Here is a 19572-nt window from a genome sequence, read left to right as displayed (position 1 = left end):
AGTTTATAGAGAATTAATGGAGCCTACTTGACGCTGTCGATCGATATTCTGAGTATAGTTGCAATCAAAATCTTTATTTTTATGTTGGATCGATAGCTGTATGATCTACGACAACCACAATCGCCCTATTTCGTACCTCCGGCTTGCCGTAACGGACCGCTGCAATCTGCGGTGCTTTTATTGCATGCCCGAAGAGGGAATTAAATATCTGCCGAAACATCAATTGCTTACCTACGAGGAGATGGAACGAATCGTAGCAGTGCTAGCAAAACTAGGCGTGCATAAAGTACGTATTACGGGCGGAGAACCCTTCGTTCGGGCGGGCTTAATGGATTTTCTGCATCGACTGGCCGACATTGAGGGCATCAATGAACTGACCTTAACCACTAACGGTGTTCTGACCGCTCCACACGTAGCCGATCTGGTTAAGTTAGGGGTTCGCTCCGTCAATCTGAGCCTCGATACATTGGATCGGGAGCGATTTTATCAGATAACCCGACGCGATGAACTACCTGCAGTTCTGAAAACGCTGGACGCTCTGCTTAATGCGGGCGTGCAAACGAAAATAAATGCGGTTGTCATGGATGGCCAGAATATACAGGATCTGATTCCACTCTCAGAGCTAACGCGCGACCTTCCGGTTGATGTTCGGTTTATTGAAGAGATGCCTTTCAACGGAGAAGGGAGCCATTATCCGGTTTTACACTGGACGCACCGACGAATCATTGACGAAATCAGAGCGACCTACCCCGATCTGACTAAGTTACCTGATCCGCCCTTCTCTACGTCCAATACGTACCAGATACCCGGCCATCAGGGCACAATTGGAGTCATTGCTGCCTTTAGTCGTACGTTCTGCGGTACCTGCAACCGCATTCGGCTGACCGCACAGGGAACGCTTAAAACCTGCCTGTATGATAATGGCGTTCTGGATATACGGGCATTGATCCGATCAGGGGCTTCGGATGATGAGCTGACAGCAGCCTTCCTGAAAGCGTTTTCACTACGTCCTGCCAATGGCTTCGAGGCCGAACAAAAACGCGACGTTGTTACTGAATCGATGTCTACTATTGGTGGTTAGCCATTTGTCACAGCCGAACGGTTATTGTTTCGTTTTCCAGAAATTCGTTGGTGAATAATTTGTCGACATCCAGTTGCTGAATCACTTCGCCATCCCGGTTGGTCAGTATCTGGTTCCGAAGCATCCAGTTGGTAAACGACGTCCAGACGCCCTTGTGCATATAGCCCCACCGGCCTTCGCCATCCAAGTAGTAACACGATACCATTTGCTGGCTTTGCTCAACAAAATTACGGTCATTCAAGGTTGGGTGTTTTGCTGTCTTGCCCAGAATACGAGCGGCTTCATCAGGCTTTTTGACCGCAAATTGAAATCCTGCTGAGGTTGCTTCCAGAAACCGACGTAACGCATCGCCATTCTGCTCGACCCAGCTTTGGTGAGCTGTAAGAACCGGGTTATAACCATACGGAATTTCGTAGTCATCGAATAAGAACTGGTTTACGTCGACTCCATCAATATAGGCTTTTACACCCTCCCAGGTCAGCCAGAACCAGGCGGCATCCACTTCACGAGTCAACAGCGCTTTCCAGATTCCCGACCAGCCGGTTTTATGGGCCACAAACTGCCCCCGACCATTATCGTTCTGAATCAATTGCCGGATAATATCGTCCTCATACCGCGCGCCGTAGGCTGCATATACTTTGCCGTCCAATTGTTTAGGCCGCTCAATGCCGCTGTCCTTTAAGGTCATAATAGCACTTATATCGCGCGCCAGAACGGTGGCTACGGCTACTAGGGGTCTTCCGTTAGTCCGGTAACTAATCACACTCTCAGAGGGTGTAATAGCCAATTCGCAGGCACCCTGTGCTACGCGCCGGGCAGGCATGAGCTGATAATTATCCTGATCGGGGGATATAAATTCGACATCAAGACCCGCTTTTTGATAAGCGCCATTCGCCAGAGCGACGTAAAATCCTGTATGGTTTGTGTTAGGCGTCCGGTCAAGCGCCACACGTATTTGGGTATTCATACTATTTCGTACTGTTACGGCTTGTTTAACTTCCTAAAACAAGGAAGGTTTTTTGCAAACGTATTGATTTCGTTATCTAGTATTGGTCCTAATCTTTTTTCAGGGTTTTAGCCAGCAAATTTAGCTCCCAGATCAATCATGTAGGTTTATTTATCTGTTAACCAACAAATAAACTTTCCTCAGCCAACACTTTTTCATATTTCTCTTTATCGAATCGGTACAAATAGGGCGCTTTGTGAGCACCACCAAATTTACGCTCTTCCAGCCGTTCTAAAATACCATAACCAAGCATCCGCTTCTGAAAATTCCGCCGGTCGAGCGATTGTCCCAGTATAGTTTCGTACAGTTGTTGCAGATCAGGCATGGTAAACTTGTCGGGCAGCAGGCTGTAGCCTATCGGCTGATAGCTTAACTGCCGACGTAGCGTTTTTAACGCCAATGAGATCATATCGTTATGATCGAACAAGAGCGTAGGCACCTGGTTAATATCCCACCATCGGCACTCATCCGTAAAAAAATCGGGCGTGGGCACTACGTTCTCAAACTCCACCAGTGCGTAATAACCTACCGAAACATCTCGATTAGCGAATTCATGCACAGCTTCTTCCGGTAATCCCAGCTTCCTGAGCGTTTCATGCTGATCAATGTGTTTATAGCGCAAAACATCACCAAAGGTGTAGAACTGCTGTAAGAAAATCTCACGAAGTCCCGTCCGCTCGCGTAAACTGCGGTAGGCCGAATCGTCCAGATTCTCGTCGTTACGAATTCGCCCACCAGGCAGGCACCATTCTTCGGTCCCTTTCCAACGTAGCAACAGCACCTTCAATTGCCCATCATGGAAACCAAAAATAACCAGATCGACAGATACGGATGGCAGATAATTCGTTTTAAAATCCTCAATCAGCCGCTGAAGCTCTTTTTTGTATTCTATCATGAAAAACTAAAAAAATAAACATTGTGTACGCGTTACACATTGACACAATTTAGTATTATTGTGTTGAAAATACGCATTATAATGAAACGTATTCCATTTTCGCTAAAACCCTACCCAATATTGATGCTCATTGGGAGCACTATTGGCCTTTGGGCTTATTCTACCCGATCGTTTGTAGATATAGGAGACAAGCCCGACGAGAACCGATTTACAAAAGTAGTATTGGCAGAAAAGCTCAATGAGCCGCTCGAAATGGCGATATTACCCGACGAGCGAGTTCTTTTTATTGAACGACATGGGCAGGTGCAGTTATACTCGCCCATAACAAAACAGGTAAAAACCATCGCCACCATTCCGGTTAGCACTAAATATAAGGATAAAGAAGGACACGAAACCGAAGCAGAGGATGGGTTGCTGGGTATCAACATTGATCCTGATTTTGAGAAAAATCATTGGATTTACCTCTACTATTCGCCCGCTGGCAACGATCCCAAAAACATTCTGACCCGCTACGACCTAAAAGGCGATGAGTTGGTAATCTCTTCCAAAAAAGTGTTGCTGGAAGTCCCGGTTCAACGGGAGCAGTGTTGCCACACCGGTGGTTCCATTGATTGGGATAGAGACGGCAATCTCTATCTCTCGACCGGCGATAATACCAGTCCACGCGCTACGTTGTACGCTCCAATCGACGAACGACCCGAACGTGGCCCCTGGGATGCGCAAAAATCGTCGGCCAACACCAACGATTTGCGCGGTAAAATCCTGCGAATTCATCCAGAACCCGACGGTACGTATACCATACCGGAAGGCAACCTGTTTCCCAAAGGAACCTCTATGGCAAGACCAGAAATTTATACGATGGGGCACCGGAATCCTTACCGCATTTCGGTTGACAAACATACTGGCTACGTCTACTGGGGCGACGTAGGGCCCGATGCCGGAACCGATTCCGTGGGCGTGGGCCCTATGGCTGAAGACGAATATAATCAGGCTCGTAAGCCCGGCAATTTTGGCTGGCCCTATTTCGTAGGTGACAATAAAGCGTATAACGACGTAAATTTTGCGACGAATAAAACGGGTGAGAAATTCGATCCGGCCCACCCCATTAACGATTCGCCCAATAACACGGGTTTGCGTGACCTCCCCCCTGCCAATCCGGCTCTGATTTCGTATCCGGCCTCCGAAAGCAAGAAGTTCCCTATTATGGGAACAGGTGGACGTAGCGCAATGGCTGGTCCTGCCTACTACAAAGCCGATTTTGCTAGCGCTAAACGCGCTTTCCCCGATTATTATAATGGCAAAGTATTCCTATTCGAATGGATGCGCGACATGATTTTGTCGGTCAGTTTCAATGAGAAAGGCGACATGACAAACATAGAACGCTTTCTGCCGAATATGGCGTTCAGTCACCCTATCGATATGGCGTTCGGACCAAACGGCGATCTATACGTACTGGAATATGGAACGGGCTGGTTCCTGCAAAATGACGATTCGCGGCTGGTACGTATCGAATTCAACGGGGGCAATCGCAAGCCAAACATCAAACTCGCGGCCAGTCAGAAAGCAGGTGCGATTCCCTTCAAAGTCAACCTGTCATCGGAGGGAACGACAGATTTCGACGGCGATGCGATGACGTATCAGTGGAAAATAGTTAGTAAATCGGGTGGCAAACCAATCGTTTTAAACGATCCCAATCCAAGCTATACCTTTCAGAAGCCCGGCCAATACAAAGCCATCCTGACCGTGACGGACGCTAAAGGCGCGAACGATTCGCGCGAGATCGACATAACAGCGGGTAACGAGCCTCCCAAAGTTGAGCTGGCCGTAACAAAAGGAAACAAGAGTTTTTACTTCCCGGAACAACCGATTACGTATCAGGTAAATGTAGCAGATAAAGAGGATGGCAGTCTGGCAAGCGGACGTATACCGGCGAAATCAGTCCTGGTACGTGCCAGCTATCAGGATGAAAGCAGCCCCAAAAATGAAAGCGGTGCAGGGCATAAATTTACGGAAGCGGCTTATTTAGGTACCGGCAAAACACTAATGGACAAGAGCGATTGTAAAGCCTGTCATTTCACAGATAAAAAATCGGTAGGGCCCGCTTTTATTGACGTAGCAAAACGATATAAAGGTGACGCCAACGCCGTAGCCAGCTTGTCGAACAAGATCATTAAAGGCGGTGGCGGTGTATGGGGCGATGCCATGATGACGGCCCATCCGCAGGTCAGTACAGCCGACGCCAGTGAAATGGTGAAATACATCCTTACCTTATCCGACCAGAAAACACCCGCTCCTTCTTTACCAACTAAAGGAGCATTCACACCGGGCAAAAGCGAAAAAGGAAATCTGGTTTTGCTGGCATCGTATAAAGACCGGGGCGCAAACGGACTTCCGGCCCAAGTCTCTGAGAGCGTCCTGACGCTACGTCCTTCTTTACTGGTTCTGGGTAATAGCGATAGCCAATCGAAGGGGATTATGCTGTATAAAATGGCTGGTCAACCGTTTCCATTGCCCATTGTGATGGCTCCAGAAACCTACGTACTGTTCAATAAAGTCGATCTTTCGGGTATTCGGATGGCTGAATTCGCCGTATCGATTCCTAAAAACCAACTTAATGCCGCCGGTGGACGTATCGAAATACGTATCGATTCGCCAACGGGCCAGCTTCTTGGTCAAACCGAAGAAATGGCTCCCGTAGACAGTAAAGATCCGGCGGCCATGTTTAAACCAACCATGGCCAAAGCACCGATTACGCCCACTACGGGAATGCACGATCTGTACTTCGTTTTCAAGAATGAAAAAGCGGGGAAAGCCCCCCTCTTCGTACCCGTTACCGCACAATTATTTAACTAATCTAACCTGCTGCGGGTGTAATCATACGCGGCTTTTCTACCATATGCCATGAACCAATCTCGTCGTGATTTTCTGCATCAACTTGGCCTGACTACTGCGGGTCTGAGCCTTTCATCGATGTTACCAGCCGATACGTTTGCTGCTATGAGCGCTAAAAAATTCAATTTCAATATTTCGCTGGCCGAGTTCTCATTTGCCGGTGAACTGTTCTCGGGAAAAATGACCAACATGGATTTCCCGGCCAAAGCCAAAAACGATTTTGGTATTAACGTACTGGAATACGTATCCATGTTTTTCAATAACAAGCATACCGATCAGGCGTATCTGAAAGAGCTAAAACAACGCTGCGACGATCTGGGTATGAAAAACAACCTGATCATGGTCGATGGCGCCAACATCGCTGATCTGGATGCCGCTAAACGTCAACAGGCAGTCGAAGCCCATTTCCCCTGGGTCGATGCTGCCAAATTTCTCGGCTGTAGCTCCATCCGGGTTAATCTGGGCGACACATCAAAGGCACTTACGGGCGTACCCGACGATCCGGCCGAAGAAGCAGCCAAAGCAGCGGCCGACGGCTATCACAAACTGCTGGAATATGCCGCCAGGCAGAAGATGAACGTAATTGTCGAAAATCACTTCGGTAACTCAACTAACATTGATTGGTTAGTTGGCGTATTGAAACAGGTAAATATGCCAAACGCCGGTTTGTTGCCCGATTTCGGTAACTTCTGTCGCCAACGTAGTAAACCCGAAACGAACGACATTAAAGGCATTATGGCCACAAAATGCCTGCAGGAATATGACCGATACGAAGGGGTTAAGAAAATGATGCCCTACGCCAAAGGGATTAGTGCTAAAACGCATAAGTTCGATGCGCAGGGCAACGAAACGGAAAGCGACTTCCGTAAGCTATTCAGGATTATCAAGGATGCCGGCTTTAGTGGGTACGTAGGTATTGAATACGAAGGCGGGCTCATGAATATGTATAACCCAACCGGCGGCTACCTATCCAGCGACGATGGCGTTAGAGCAACCAAGAAATTGCTGGAGCGCGTACGTACCGAACTGGCCTAATCTAGCTGATATTTAAAGTTTTGTCCTCTTGGCTACGTCAGGAGGACAAAACAATACGCTAAAAGTAAATGGCATACTATATATAGCTCTTCTCAGGGTTAAAAGATAGAGGTGTTGTTGTCACGCTTACAATTGATTGTACCCGATCAATTGAATGCCTTTATCTTTAATAAGCTGCTTCACACGCGGATGTGTCCATACGTCTGTTACGCCCTGCCGATCTTCAGCCACATTCTCATAGCCAATATGATGAATGGCGCGCACTTCTGGTGTGTCCAGACCAGGATGATCCACAAAGAGATAGGTTCTTCCGGCGTCCAGGCTTTCCAGCATTTTCAGGAAGCTTTGCAACTTCTCTTCAGACGTTTTGTGCGGCCCCAGGTAGCCTACATACGTAACACCCGACTCCGATAGGCTCATATCATGATGCTTGATACGGTACTCCCGAGCCAGCTTTTTAACTAGTTCTTTTACGTCGTCGGTCAGGCTTGTACAACCCATATGGCCAGAAAAATGGCTTATACGAGGTATTTTCTTCATCGCCAGCTCAATCTGAGCGCGAAACTCTTTCTCTACGTCGGCCAGATTCCAGTTGTTTTCCACGACTGACCGTTTCGGATAGTTCTTGTTAGGCCTTACCATCGGATAAAAGTAGCCATCAGCATCGCACAAGCTCGGGCAATACGATACAGGACGCCATTTGATGTTGTCCCACTCACTGGTCAGCGTTAAATGGATGCCAATGTCTGCATCGGGTATTTGTTTCAATAGCTCAACCGCTTCCGGAAACCAGGGCGACGGCGCCAGTACTTCAATTGATTTTTCGATGCCTTCTTTGTAGCATTTCAGAATGGCTTCATTACCCGCATGTGAATAGCCCATATCATCGCCACGAACAATCAAACGTGGTGGGTTGGCCTGAGCCAGCGCAGATTGCCAGGCTCCAACAAGCAACGTACAAATCAGTAATAGTTTGTGCTTCATTGTATAGTTACAGGTCTATTTCAGTTATCAATGGCCCCGAAAATGAAAAAAGCGACCGAAGCCGCTTTTTTCCTGTAGACAGTCAATCTATTTATTATCAAAACTGCCAATCATATTCCGGTACATGGTTTTGGCTTTCCACTGCCCCCCCGCAATGATACGTCGAACGGTATAGAGCGGCATCTGATCATCGCGTTTGTCAGCCAGACTGAATGCGAGCAGATAGCCCCGCTTCTGTAGTTCAGGAAGCGCCTGTTTGTTCCAAAGCCCGAACGGATAGGCAAAATATTTCACGGGTTTGCCCGTAATGCTCTCCAGCTTGGCGTTGGGTTCTTCGATCTGCGTTTTCCAGTCGTCACCCTGATATTTTTTTACGTTATGGTGGTCCCAGGTATGTGCTCCAATGGTATGTCCCCGATCCGACAGATCTTTAATCTGGGCTTTATCCATATACGGCTGTTTACCCCGCCGGCCAATGGCTACGGTCATAATGAAGAATGACCCTTTAAAACCATGTTTCTCCAGTTCAGGAGCGGCTACTTCGTACTGGTCCAGATCACCATCATCGAACGTCAGCATGATGGGCTTGGCAGGTAACGTAGCACCCGTAGTCAGATACGCATAAAGCTGATCGGGAGAAATGGTATGATAACCACTATCGGCCAGCATCTGCATTTGCTCCTTGAAGGCGGCAACCGGAATAATGTAATCTTTTGCCGTTTTAGAATCGCTCGGACGCCAATCCCGAATCTGGTGATAACACAAAATGGGCACCTGCGGGCGAGCCAGAATCGTAGCCGCATCGGCTATCTTACTGGCGGGAATTTTGGCAGGATCGACCACAGTAGCGGCAGCTTCGGTGGTGGAGTCGGCGGTTTCCGCCGTTCTCGATGCGTCGGCGGTAGTTGTCGAATCTGTTGTTTCTGACGTATCTGAACCTTTCGACTGGCAACCGACCAAACCACTACTAATCAGGACAGACAAACAAACGGCGGCAACGAAGGGAATAAATTTCTGGGTACGCATAGTAATCTAGTATGCCCCAAACATACACAAAAGAGTTTGGCCATTATCAGACTTTTTACGCTGGAGCACAAAAATTAATGGAATGGACTTACTATGAGATTGTAGCTGTTCTTACTATCATGACTACAATCTCATTCCTGTCCATTCAACTAACTAGATTTGCTCACTCACTGTTAAGCCCATCCAAGTCAATATAGGCCGAAACAGGGGGAAAAACGAAAAGCCCGTACCTGAATCTTTCTTTGGTTGTGCGTTTAGTTTAGCTACCAGATTCTGTCCTTTTCCGTAGAATACGACCCGGTCGGTAGCAATTTCTATAATAGACATAACGTCTGTGGCTGTATTAGGACGTACTGTTGCCATCGCCAGGGCATAGACACGGGCAGATTCAACGCTTTCTGTGTATTTGAAGGTGGGTTCGTTACCCGAGTAGTAAGCAATTAAGTAATTTTGCATTAGTGATATACAAGTGTAGGTGAATAGTTTTTTACGGCAACTAGCCTTATCATTCACACTTAGTACATTTCATTTAAAACTAAGTACAAACAATAATCGATTCAAGAACAAAAAATCTACCTTGTGACGGGTCATTTATAGCTGACGTCACTCTGCAACAAGATTATTTTTACAACGAACCTCATCATTCGTTAAAACGTTATGTATAAGGCTATTGACAAAGCCTTCTCTTACTAAATGCTTTACCCAAACACATTAGAACAAAAACTAGGTTTTGATACCATCCGTGAACGGTTAAAAGACGCCTGTATCAGCACACTTGGGCAGGATTATGTCGAAAAAATCCGCTTTACGGATAATGCTCAGTTGATTGATAAACTGCTACGTCAGACCGACGAGTTTAAGCAAATCGTTCAGTATGAACCCTCCTTTCCAAGCAGCAACTACATTGATGTTCGGCCCCAACTGACCCGCGCCCGCGTTGAGGGCCTGGCTCTGACCGAAGCTGAATTTTTTGATCTGAAACTGGCGCTACGTACCATTCAGGAGTGTCTTAAATTTTTAGCCCGTCAGGAAGAAGCTAAAAATGGCAATACGTTTCCTTTTTTACGTGAACTGGCGGGCCCGATAGGCGTTGACAAACAGTTGTCGGCTGCCCTCGAACGCGTTATCGACGATCGAGGACTGGTTCGCGACTCGGCATCGCCCGAGCTGGCCAGTATTCGCCGACGTATCATCAGCGAGCAGGCCAATCTGCGTAAACGACTCGATAGTATTCTCCGGCAGGCCCGTCAGAATGGCTGGATACCGGATGATCTGAGTCTGACGATACGTGGGGGACGTCTGGTTATTCCAATTGCGGCCGAACACAAACGTAAGATCAAAGGATTCGTTCATGACGAATCACAAACGGGGCAAACGGTTTTTCTCGAACCCGCCGAAGTGTTTGATGCCAACAACGAGATTCGGGAACTGGAATACGAAGAACGGCGCGAGATTTATCGGATTCTGCTGGCGTTGACTGATCAGATACGTCCTCATCTGGATGAACTAAAGAAAGCGGTCAATTTTCTGGCTCAGATCGACTTCATCCGGGCGAAGGCAAAACTCGCTGTACAGCTGGACGCCATCATGCCTAAACTCCACGAACGCCCACTGGTAAACTGGATTAACGCCCGGCACCCGCTTCTTCATTTGTCGTTCCAGAAGCAAGGCAAATCGGTGGTCCCGCTTAGCGTTCGTCTGGACGAAAAAACACGTATCCTGATTATTTCAGGGCCCAACGCGGGCGGTAAATCCGTCGCTCTGAAAACCATTGGTCTGATTCAGTATATGCTGCAATGTGGCTTGCTGGTTCCTATGGCCGATTACGCCGAAATGGGCGTTTTCCAGAATCTGTTCATTGACATTGGCGATGAACAGTCGCTGGAGAATGACCTTAGTACGTATTCGTCGCACCTGACGGCTATGAAAAAGTTTCTGGTTGGCTCAAACAAGCGCACTCTTTTCCTGATCGACGAATTTGGTACGGGTACCGAACCTGGTCTGGGCGGTGCGATTGCGGAATCCATTCTGGAAGAGCTGAATAAATCGGGGGCTTATGGTGTTATCAACACCCACTACACCAACCTGAAAGTATTTGCCGATAAAACAGCTGGTCTTATCAACGGTGCCATGCGATTCGACGGCGAACATCTTGAACCGCTCTATCAGCTGGAAATTGGCCGGCCAGGCAGCTCGTTTGCCTTCGAAATTGCGCAAAAGATTGGTTTACCCAAAGGCGTGATTGACCGGGCCAAAGAAAAGCTGGGAAGCCAGCAGGTCAATTTCGAGAAATTGCTGAAAGAGCTGGATATTGAGAAACGAGTCTTCTCGGAGAAGAATCTGGAAATCAGCATCAATCAACGCAAACTAGCTCAACAGCTTGCCGAGTATACGGCGCTCAAAACCCGTCTGGATAACGAGCAGAAACAACTGATCAACAACGCCAAGCAAAAAGCGAAAACGTTGGTTCAGGAAGCCAATCAACGTATTGAGAATACCATCCGCGAAATTAAGGAGTCTAAAGCCGACCGCGAAGCAACCAGACAGGTACGGCAGGAGCTGGAACGATTCGACGAAAAAGAATTAACACCGGAGGTTCTGGTTGTTGAAAAACCGAAGCAACCGGAAGAAGAATTCGAAGCGGATGGCGGTGCCATTTCAGTGGGTAGCTACGTACGGATTTCCGGACAGAATGCGATTGGTCAGGTTATTTCGTTACGAGGTAAAGACGCAGAAATTCGGATTGGCGATCTCAAATCGACCGTAAAACTGAACCGACTCGAAAAAGTGAGTCGTAAGGTCTTCAAGGACGCTACTGAAAGCAAAGAAGAGCGACCACGTAGCCAGGGGCTCGACATGAACGAGAAGATGCAGAATTTCAGCTTCAACCTCGACATTCGGGGCAAGCGGGGCGAAGAAGCACTTGGAGAAGTCGACCGTTTTGTTGATGATGCGCTCATGCTCGGCTACCCTGAACTACGTATCGTTCACGGTAAAGGAGACGGCATTCTGCGTACATTGATACGTAATCATTTGCGTGGCTACAAGCAGGTAGCACGGATGGACGATGAGCATGCCGACCGTGGTGGTTCCGGCGTAACGATAGTGAAAATGAAATAAGTAAAGGCCGGGGCAAGCGAAAGCCTGCTCCGGTCCTATAGTCTAATTCGTCGGGTAAAATATGTAGTATTGCTGTAGAATGAATTCAATCGACAAAGCCATGCCAGTAGCTGTAGCAACAGCGCACAGAAAGCGCAAAAAAGCGGGAGTGCCCTCGTATTTAATTTACGAGACACTGAATGGGCGTCCTTTGTACTACCGTAACTATAAGGCCGTTCTGGACGGCCAGAAAAAACCCGCCGAAATTATGGGAAGTAGTTCTTTACAGGCCATGCTTGTATCGCTTATACATGGCTTTCTATTTATGCATATCAACCGAAAGCGCTATTTGCTTGTCACCAACGAATCAGGTATCCACATTGACAAAAACACCAACCTATCGAACGACATTGCTATCTTTGATAAAGCCGACAATCTGACGTTAACGAACAAATATTTCGACACCGCGCCTAAAATTGCGATTGAAGTCGATGTACGTATTGAACCGGAAGAATTTGAGGGAAAAGAGTCAGGCTATGTCCACGAAAAAACGGAGCGGCTTCTATCGTTTGGCGTAGAAACAGTAATCTGGATTACAACCCAACCCCGGAAAATTTTCGTTGCTACCCAGCAACAGCCCTGGCTCACCCAAAATTGGGATGCCAACGTACCAGTTCTGGATGAGGTTATCCTGAATCTGGCCGCTCTGTTAGCCGAAGAAGGCATTGAATTTTAAGAGCGGCTCAATTAGAAGGCTTATAGCGGGCCGCATCAATGATTGACCACAGGTGAATTGCCCAGCCCAGCAGGAAAAACCACAATACGGCCGCCATCACAAACTGCACAATGGCGATCAGCAAACGGCCCTGCAACAACTGACCTAAACCGGGAATGAAAAAGCTGCACAGTGCAGCCAATACGTTACCTCCTGAACCTTGCCCTGCCATAATGGTGCTGTTTTATTTTCTTCTATTCGCTACTAAAGTAATCATTGTCAATCCGCTTTACCTCAAACGTTTGTTGTAAGGCAACTCCGAGATTATAATCAATCATTAATTGTGCTAATTGTTCTCCATCAATTAAAACAATTTTTGTTTCATTCCGGGGAATATACTCAAGTGCTTCCCGAGTAAAAGATGAGGTAGTAATAAAAACTCCCTTTTTTGCTCCTTGTCCTGCTAAAGCCCCAATAAATTTATGTATCTCAGGACGTCCCACTACATTCCCAGGCTTCCAGCGCTTTGCTTGAATATAGATAATATCTAGCCCAAGCTTATCTTCTTTTATTGTCCCATCGATTCCCTCGTCACCACTTTTACCTACTGCTTTACCTGCGTCTTTTATAGAGCCTCCGTATCCCATCCGAACAAGCAACTCCACGACCAACTTCTCAAAGAATGCAGGTGAGAGGCTAACTACTTTGTCAAGTAAATCCTGCGCAAGTGCTTTTCTGATACTTAAGTAAGATGCCTCTAAAGACTCCTCGGGCGTTTGCGAGGTAATGCCAAGAGTGTCTATAACCAACTCTCCAGTGTCTGGCTTTTTGGTATTATGAAACTCCAGAAACTCTGGATACTGCCTCAGAAAACTAACATTAAGCTGCTTAGGCTTTTGACGTAACACATTTTTACCACGAGCAGTGATTATAGTTATCCCTCGCCTTGGTGAATCTATGATACCCGCTTTTTTCAGATAAGTTCGTGCCCAGCCTACACGATTACTAAAAAGAAATGTTTGTCCACTCGGCAACAACTCTGCGCGCTCGTCATCAGTCAACCCAAATTGATTTCCTAACATATCAACAAGGGCCGTTAGCTTATATTCACCACCATCTTCAAGAAGCTTTAACAGTGGCAACATAATAGTCTGGTAGTCAGGAATAGGCATGGTATGAATAAAATATGGGTGCCATTTCATACAATGGCACCCATGAATTTGGCAATATGAATTACAATCCCAGCACTTTCTTGTTAAAGGCTTCGTCGGCACCGGTTCCGGCGAAATCATCGAAAGCGCGTTCTGTTACGCGGATGATGTGGCTTTCAATGAATGGAGCTCCTTCAGCCGCACCCTGCTCAGGATGCTTCAGCGCACATTCCCATTCCAGAACGGCCCAGCTATCATAGTCATACTGTGCCAACTTGCTGAAAATACCGCTGAAATCTACTTGACCATCACCTAGAGAGCGGAAACGTCCTGCACGCTCAACCCATCCCTGGAAGCCGCCATAAACCCCCTGCTTGCCAGTCGGATTGAATTCGGCATCTTTTACGTGGTACGCATAAATACGCTCGTGGTAGAAGTCGATAAACTGCAGATAATCCAGTTGTTGCAGCACGAAGTGGCTTGGGTCGTAGTTGATACCTGCCCGTGGGTGGTTGCCCACTTTTTCGAGGAACATCTCGAACGTAATGCCATCGTGCAGGTCTTCGCCAGGGTGCAGTTCGTAGCCTACGTTTACACCCGCTTCATCGAAAGCATCGAGGATAGGTTTCCAGCGGTTCGCCAGTTCGGTAAATCCGGTTTCAACTAAACCAGCCGGACGTTGTGGCCACGGATAAACGAATGGCCACAGCAGTGCCCCCGAGAACGTAACGTGTCCGGTTAATCCTAAATTTTTCGATGCTTTAGCCGCCAGCTTCAACTGGTCGACAGCCCACGCCTGCTGTTCAGCGGGCTTGCCTGCCAGCTCAGCGGGGCCAAAACCGTCGAACATAGGGCCATAAGCCGGATGAACTGCTACCAGTTGTCCCTGAAGGTGGGTCGACAGTTCGGTAACCTCAACACCAATATCTTTCAGTTTTCCTTTATATTCATCGCAATACGTCTGACTTTCAGCAGCCTGCTTCAGGTCGATCATGCGCGGGTCCCAGGTCGGAATTTGTATTCCTTTATAGCCCAGATCAGCCATGTATTTGGCAATGGACTCCAGCGAGTTAAAGGGCTCGGTATCACCTAAAAATTGGGCAAGAAAAATGCCCGGGCCTTTCATTGTTTTCATGGATGGTTAATTTTGAATGAGTGAATGAGTGAATGATAGAATAGGTTATGCAAATCACTTATTCTATCATTCACTCATTCAGAAATAATTCTCACGTATTTTTGCGCGCTTTCGAAAGCACCTTGATAATTTCAGTAGCCTCCTGCATCAAACTCTCAAGTCGATTGGTAGGAATAATTTTTGCCTCTGCCATTATTTCCATCCAAAAAAGCGATTCGTCTGCTTCTTCAACAGTAACGCTTAATTTTGCATAAAACTCTGCCTTACTCCTCGCACGACAAACTGCCCGATAGTTGGCTCCGGTCGAAGATGCCGATCGTAAGAACTGCCTGCCAATAATCCGAGCTTCATCAGTTTGAGGGAGAGCCTGAAATACACGAATACTTCGGAGGACAAAATCTTTAGTCCTTTTTTTGAAATCTTCAATAAATTCCTGCTTTTCTGGCAGATCTGGCCTCACATCCATTATTCTATCATTCTCTCATTCAGCATTGACTATTAAATTTCCACCCACGCCTGCTTCCGGTTACTTTCCAGAATCTTTTCGCAGATCAGTAGCTCACGGTATCCATCCGCAAAGGTTGGGTACGTAGGTTTTTCGGGTTGCTTACCGGCTGCAATCGCATCATAGACCTCTTTAAAGAGTTGCTTCGACGTATCAGGAAACCCTTCGTTATGCCCACCTGGGAACGAAATAACCGAACGGGCTTCTGGATGCGCCAGTGATGGATCGCGCATGAACGATTCATTAGCACCATCCCGATTTCCGATCCACATTTCGTTTGGCGCTTCAGAATTCCAGGCGTAGGTTTTTTTCGATCCGGCAATCTCCAGTTTCATCTGATTTTTACGGCCAGCCGATACCTGCGAAACCGTAATGACCCCACGATTACCATTGTCGAAACGTAGCAGTACGTTCGCGTGATCTTCGGTGTTGATAGGCACATCGGCATAATCTTCCGGCTGAAGCATCTTACCCGAATAGGTTTCAACAGGCTTCAGAGGCTTCTTACGCAGTTTGTGAACCGTATTGAAATCAGCCATAACCGCTACCGTTTTCAGTCCGGTAATGTATTCCAGACTGTCCATCAGGTGTGAACCAATATCGGCAATAGCGCGTGAATCACCCGACTTATCGGGTTCCAGACGCCAGTTATAATCTGTATCGTAGAAAAGCCAATCCTGCAAATACGATCCGATCACGGAATAAACGTCACCCAGGTCGTTTTGCTCCCGCATCACCTTCATCTGACGAACCAGTGGATAGTAACGCAGGTTAAAATGCACGGCGTTGACCAGGCCCGTTTTCTTGGCCAGTTCAACCAATTCTTCGGCTTCGTGCAAATCTTTAGCCAATGGTTTTTCGCACACTACGTGTTTGCCAGCCTCCAATGCTGCTTTCGACTGCGAATAATGCAGGAAGTTAGGCGTACAGATATGCACAACCTGAATGTCTTCCATCTTGAGCAATTCTTCGAACGTACAAGACCGCTCAATACCCAACTGATCAGCTTTCTGACGGGCCAGTTCAGGCGTTACTTCGCAGAGTGCCAACACATTGGTATTCGGCAGGCGACGGAGAGCTTCGATGTGTGCAGGACCAATAAATCCAGTGCCAACGACACCAACATTGATTTTTTGCATGATTAGGGTTTTGTAGCCAGGACGGCCACGTCCGGGCGAGATCGCTAAAGATAATTATGCCCGGACGTGGCCGTCCTGGCTACATTACTGAACAAACTTCGTCCATTTCTCGTCGGATTTCGACGAAGCAATGACCGTGTCGATGAAGGCTAGGCCGCGAACGCCATCTGCTACGCTCGGGAAATCATAAATTGGGTCGGCAGGTTTGCCTTCCATATGGGCTTTCACTGCATAAGCAAAATTCCGGTACACATTGGCAAAGGCTTCGAAAAACCCTTCTGGGTGACCAGCAGGCAACCGCCAGTGAGCTTTGGCCGATGCCGACAGATCGCCCACGTTAGGCCGAATAATACGTTGGCCTTCCTGGGTTTTGTATTTCAACGTATTGGGCTCCATTTGGTGCCATTCCAGGCCTCCCAGTTCGCCGTAAACGTATATTTTCAGCGAGTTTTCTTCGCCGTTGGCAATCTGACTGGCGTGCAGAACTCCTTTCGCACCACCGTCGAAACGTAGCAATACGTTCCCATCGTCGTCGAGCTGACGACCCGGCACAAAAGCAGTAAGATCGGCGCATAGCTCGGCAATTTTCAGGCCCGTTACGTATTCAGCCAGGTTTTCGGCATGAGTTCCAATATCGCCCATACAGCCTGCGGCTCCCGACTTAGCCGGATCTGTCCGCCATTTAGCCTGTTTATAATCCGTATCTTCTTCTTTCTTCGATAACCAACCCTGCGGATATTCAACAACTACTTTCCGGATTTTGCCGAGTTTACCGTTACGTACCATGTCGCGGGCCTCTTTCACCATTGGATAACCGGTATAGTTGTGGGTCAGCCCAAACACCAAACCCGACTTTTCAACGATTTGCGCTAGTTCTTTAGCTTCTTCCAGATTCAGCGTCATCGGCTTGTCGCACATAACGTGAAATCCATTTTCAAGCGCCATTTTAGCGGGCGGGAAGTGCATGTGATTGGGCGTAACAATGGATACAAAATCCATCCGTTCACCTTCTGGCAGTGCTTTTTCCCGTTCAATCATCTCTTCAAACGATGAATAGACGCGGTTTTCGGGTAAGTAAAGAGCATGGCCGGTAGCTTTCGATTTATCGGGCGAGGAGCTGAAAACGCCACACACCAGTTCGATTTCATTATCAAAACCAGCCGCCCGGCGGTGAACGGCACCAATGAAGGCGTCAAGCCCTCCGCCAACCATACCCATTCGCAATTTTCTGTGCATCGGAGTTTGAGTTGAGTGTAAAAAGATAATTATAAGAGTGATGTAAGCGTATTTCTGACCTGTAGTATCGGTCAATCGACTCGGTAACAACAGAATACAGCGAAGAGTACGTAAACCACTACTATGACAAGGTTAGGACGTAGCATACATACTCTGTTTTTGCGGCCGGAAATTAGCAGTTTTCTATTATTTTTCGGAAATTTTACATAAATACGATCAGGTAACGGGGAGTTTATTCTTGCTGTCGTCTTTAGAAAACTACGGACCAGGTAAGCATAACACAGCATACGTAATGTTTTTACGATGCACCTGAGAGACTTAAAAACTGTTGATCAAAACCCTTTAAACGTTCGAACGGATTAATAACCACTAAATCCCTCTTCTACAAAATGAATCAAACCGTTAACCCTTCGCGGCTGTTTTTAGCCAGCTGCTTCGCTCTGATCACCACGGCCTTTTCGTTCAGTATCCGAGCGGGAATTTTGCCTCAACTAGGCACTGAACTTGGCCTATCGGCTGAGCAGTTAGGTTTCATCAATTCCATGTGGTTCTTCGGCTTCCCTATCGCTATGATTGTGGGTGGGCTGGTTTATTATTCAGTAGGTCCCAAGCTCATCATGAATGTTGCTTTTGTGTGCCATACGCTGGGGATTTTGTTGACTATCTACGCCGGTAGCTATTCTATGTTGCTGATTTCGACCTTGCTGATCGGTATTGGTAATGGTTGTACAGAAGCCGCCTGTAATCCGATGATTGCGGATATGTTTACGGGTGCTCAAATGAACAAGATGCTGAATCGCTTCCACATGTGGTTCCCTGGCGGTATTGTAATCGGCAGCCTCATTTCCAAGTTTATGACAGATGCTGGTCTGTCCTGGCAGACCCAGGTATGGATCATTATGATTCCAGCCCTGATCTACGCGTTCCTGTTCTTCGGTCAGGCATTCCCAACGTCAAAAGAAGTCAAAGCGGCTTCGCTGAGCAGTAATTTTCAGGCAATGCTTACCCCGCTTTTCCTGTTCATGTTTGTTTGCATGGCCTTTACTGCTATTTCGGAATTTGGTCCACAACAGTGGGTTGGCCTGATCATGAGTAAGAGCGGAGCTACGCCAATGTACATTCTAGCCCTTACAACAGGGCTGATGGCAATTGGTCGCTATTTTGGTGGGCCAATCATTCATAAGCTGAATCAAACGGGTGTACTCTTGGGTGGTTCCGTTTTCGCCACTATCGGCGTTTACTTATTCAGCACACAAACCGGGTCTATGGCTTACGTAGCTGCCGTTTTCTTTGCCATCGGCGTATGTTATTTCTGGCCAACCATGATTGGGTTTGTAGCCGAAAATATTCCGGCGAGTGGTGCATTAGGCATGTCAATTATTGGGGGCGTAGGTATGTTCTCTACCTCCATTTGGCAACCCATCATTGGAGGTTGGATTGATGCTGCCAAGGTTGAAAAAGCAACAACAGGGTTAACAGGTGACGCGCTTGAACTCGCAGCAGGGCAGGCGACTCTAGCCAAGATGACCATGTTCCCGATCTTTCTGATCGTTGCCTTTACCGTATTATGGTTCTGGATGCGCAACCGCAAGCCAGGCCATGTTGATGAAAAACTGGTAGCTGAGCAACCTCAACTGTAGACCCGTAATCACTACGTAGCAATACATTAAAAT

17 protein-coding genes are annotated in these 19572 nt (G+C 47.4%); 6 read left to right on the top strand and 11 right to left on the bottom strand.

Annotated elements, in window-relative coordinates; all coding sequences use genetic code 11:
* The first annotated feature begins 100 nt into the window (after window positions 1-100).
* On the top strand, window positions 101-1081 hold the full coding sequence (gene moaA, locus GK108_RS18575) for a GTP 3',8-cyclase MoaA (protein ID WP_163951817.1): 981 nt from the start codon (window positions 101-103) through the stop codon (window positions 1079-1081).
* Between the two features lie 7 nt (window positions 1082-1088).
* On the opposite strand, the gene GK108_RS18570 is transcribed toward moaA, so the two are convergent.
* Window positions 1089-2048, bottom strand: coding sequence for an ABC transporter substrate-binding protein (locus tag GK108_RS18570; protein WP_163951815.1), 960 nt, complete (start codon window positions 2046-2048; stop codon window positions 1089-1091).
* 157 nt (window positions 2049-2205) lie between these two features.
* Window positions 2206-2979 (bottom strand): NUDIX hydrolase, encoded by a 774-nt coding sequence (locus GK108_RS18565; protein ID WP_163951888.1) that lies wholly within the window; start codon window positions 2977-2979, stop codon window positions 2206-2208.
* Between the two features lie 84 nt (window positions 2980-3063).
* On the opposite strand from GK108_RS18565, the gene GK108_RS18560 reads away from it, so the two are divergent.
* A complete protein-coding gene (locus tag GK108_RS18560; RefSeq protein ID WP_163951813.1) occupies window positions 3064-5835 on the top strand; it encodes a PQQ-dependent sugar dehydrogenase in 2772 nt (923 codons plus the stop codon).
* Between the two features lie 48 nt (window positions 5836-5883).
* The gene (locus GK108_RS18555; RefSeq protein ID WP_163951811.1) at window positions 5884-6909 is read left to right on the top strand and encodes a sugar phosphate isomerase/epimerase family protein; all 1026 of its coding nucleotides are present in this window, start codon (window positions 5884-5886) and stop codon (window positions 6907-6909) included.
* Window positions 6910-7035: 126 nt separating this feature from the next.
* Here the strand turns inward: GK108_RS18555 and GK108_RS18550 are convergent, their stop codons facing one another.
* From GK108_RS18550 to GK108_RS18540, 3 genes are all read right to left on the bottom strand, one after another.
* The gene (locus GK108_RS18550) at window positions 7036-7893 is read right to left on the bottom strand and encodes a polysaccharide deacetylase family protein (RefSeq protein ID WP_163951809.1); all 858 of its coding nucleotides are present in this window, start codon (window positions 7891-7893) and stop codon (window positions 7036-7038) included.
* Between the two features lie 87 nt (window positions 7894-7980).
* On the bottom strand, window positions 7981-8919 hold the full coding sequence (locus GK108_RS18545; protein ID WP_163951806.1) for a polysaccharide deacetylase family protein: 939 nt from the start codon (window positions 8917-8919) through the stop codon (window positions 7981-7983).
* 153 nt (window positions 8920-9072) lie between these two features.
* Complete coding sequence (locus tag GK108_RS18540; protein ID WP_163951804.1) at window positions 9073-9375, bottom strand: hypothetical protein; 303 nt, start codon at window positions 9373-9375, stop codon at window positions 9073-9075.
* Between the two features lie 237 nt (window positions 9376-9612).
* Between GK108_RS18540 and GK108_RS18535 the strand changes: the two genes are divergently transcribed.
* Both GK108_RS18535 and GK108_RS18530 read left to right on the top strand, forming a co-directional pair.
* Complete coding sequence (locus tag GK108_RS18535; RefSeq protein ID WP_163951802.1) at window positions 9613-12039, top strand: endonuclease MutS2; 2427 nt, start codon at window positions 9613-9615, stop codon at window positions 12037-12039.
* A gap of 79 nt (window positions 12040-12118) precedes the next feature.
* Window positions 12119-12754, top strand: a complete 636-nt coding sequence (locus tag GK108_RS18530; RefSeq protein WP_317166546.1) for a Uma2 family endonuclease — start codon at window positions 12119-12121, stop codon at window positions 12752-12754.
* Between the two features lie 7 nt (window positions 12755-12761).
* Here GK108_RS18530 and GK108_RS18525 read toward each other — a convergent pair whose 3' ends face one another.
* From GK108_RS18525 to GK108_RS18500, 6 genes are all read right to left on the bottom strand, one after another.
* Window positions 12762-12965 (bottom strand): hypothetical protein, encoded by a 204-nt coding sequence (locus GK108_RS18525; protein ID WP_163951800.1) that lies wholly within the window; start codon window positions 12963-12965, stop codon window positions 12762-12764.
* 22 nt (window positions 12966-12987) lie between these two features.
* Window positions 12988-13905: a restriction endonuclease gene (locus GK108_RS18520; RefSeq protein ID WP_163951797.1), complete on the bottom strand. Its 918-nt coding sequence runs from the start codon at window positions 13903-13905 to the stop codon at window positions 12988-12990.
* Between the two features lie 61 nt (window positions 13906-13966).
* Window positions 13967-15019 (bottom strand): sugar phosphate isomerase/epimerase family protein, encoded by a 1053-nt coding sequence (locus GK108_RS18515; RefSeq protein WP_163951795.1) that lies wholly within the window; start codon window positions 15017-15019, stop codon window positions 13967-13969.
* Between the two features lie 91 nt (window positions 15020-15110).
* Window positions 15111-15485, bottom strand: coding sequence for a four helix bundle protein (locus GK108_RS18510; protein WP_163951793.1), 375 nt, complete (start codon window positions 15483-15485; stop codon window positions 15111-15113).
* Window positions 15486-15517: 32 nt separating this feature from the next.
* Complete coding sequence (locus GK108_RS18505; protein ID WP_163951791.1) at window positions 15518-16663, bottom strand: Gfo/Idh/MocA family protein; 1146 nt, start codon at window positions 16661-16663, stop codon at window positions 15518-15520.
* A gap of 84 nt (window positions 16664-16747) precedes the next feature.
* Window positions 16748-17881, bottom strand: coding sequence for a Gfo/Idh/MocA family protein (locus GK108_RS18500; RefSeq protein WP_163951884.1), 1134 nt, complete (start codon window positions 17879-17881; stop codon window positions 16748-16750).
* A gap of 407 nt (window positions 17882-18288) precedes the next feature.
* Between GK108_RS18500 and GK108_RS18495 the strand changes: the two genes are divergently transcribed.
* A complete protein-coding gene (locus tag GK108_RS18495; protein ID WP_163951789.1) occupies window positions 18289-19539 on the top strand; it encodes an MFS transporter in 1251 nt (416 codons plus the stop codon).
* Window positions 19540-19572 lie beyond the last annotated feature (33 nt).

The sequence above is a fragment of the Spirosoma terrae genome, assembly GCF_010435915.1.
Classification (GTDB): Bacteria; Bacteroidota; Bacteroidia; order Cytophagales; family Spirosomataceae; genus Spirosoma; species Spirosoma terrae.
This window is presented reverse-complemented; position numbering and strand designations above follow the sequence as displayed.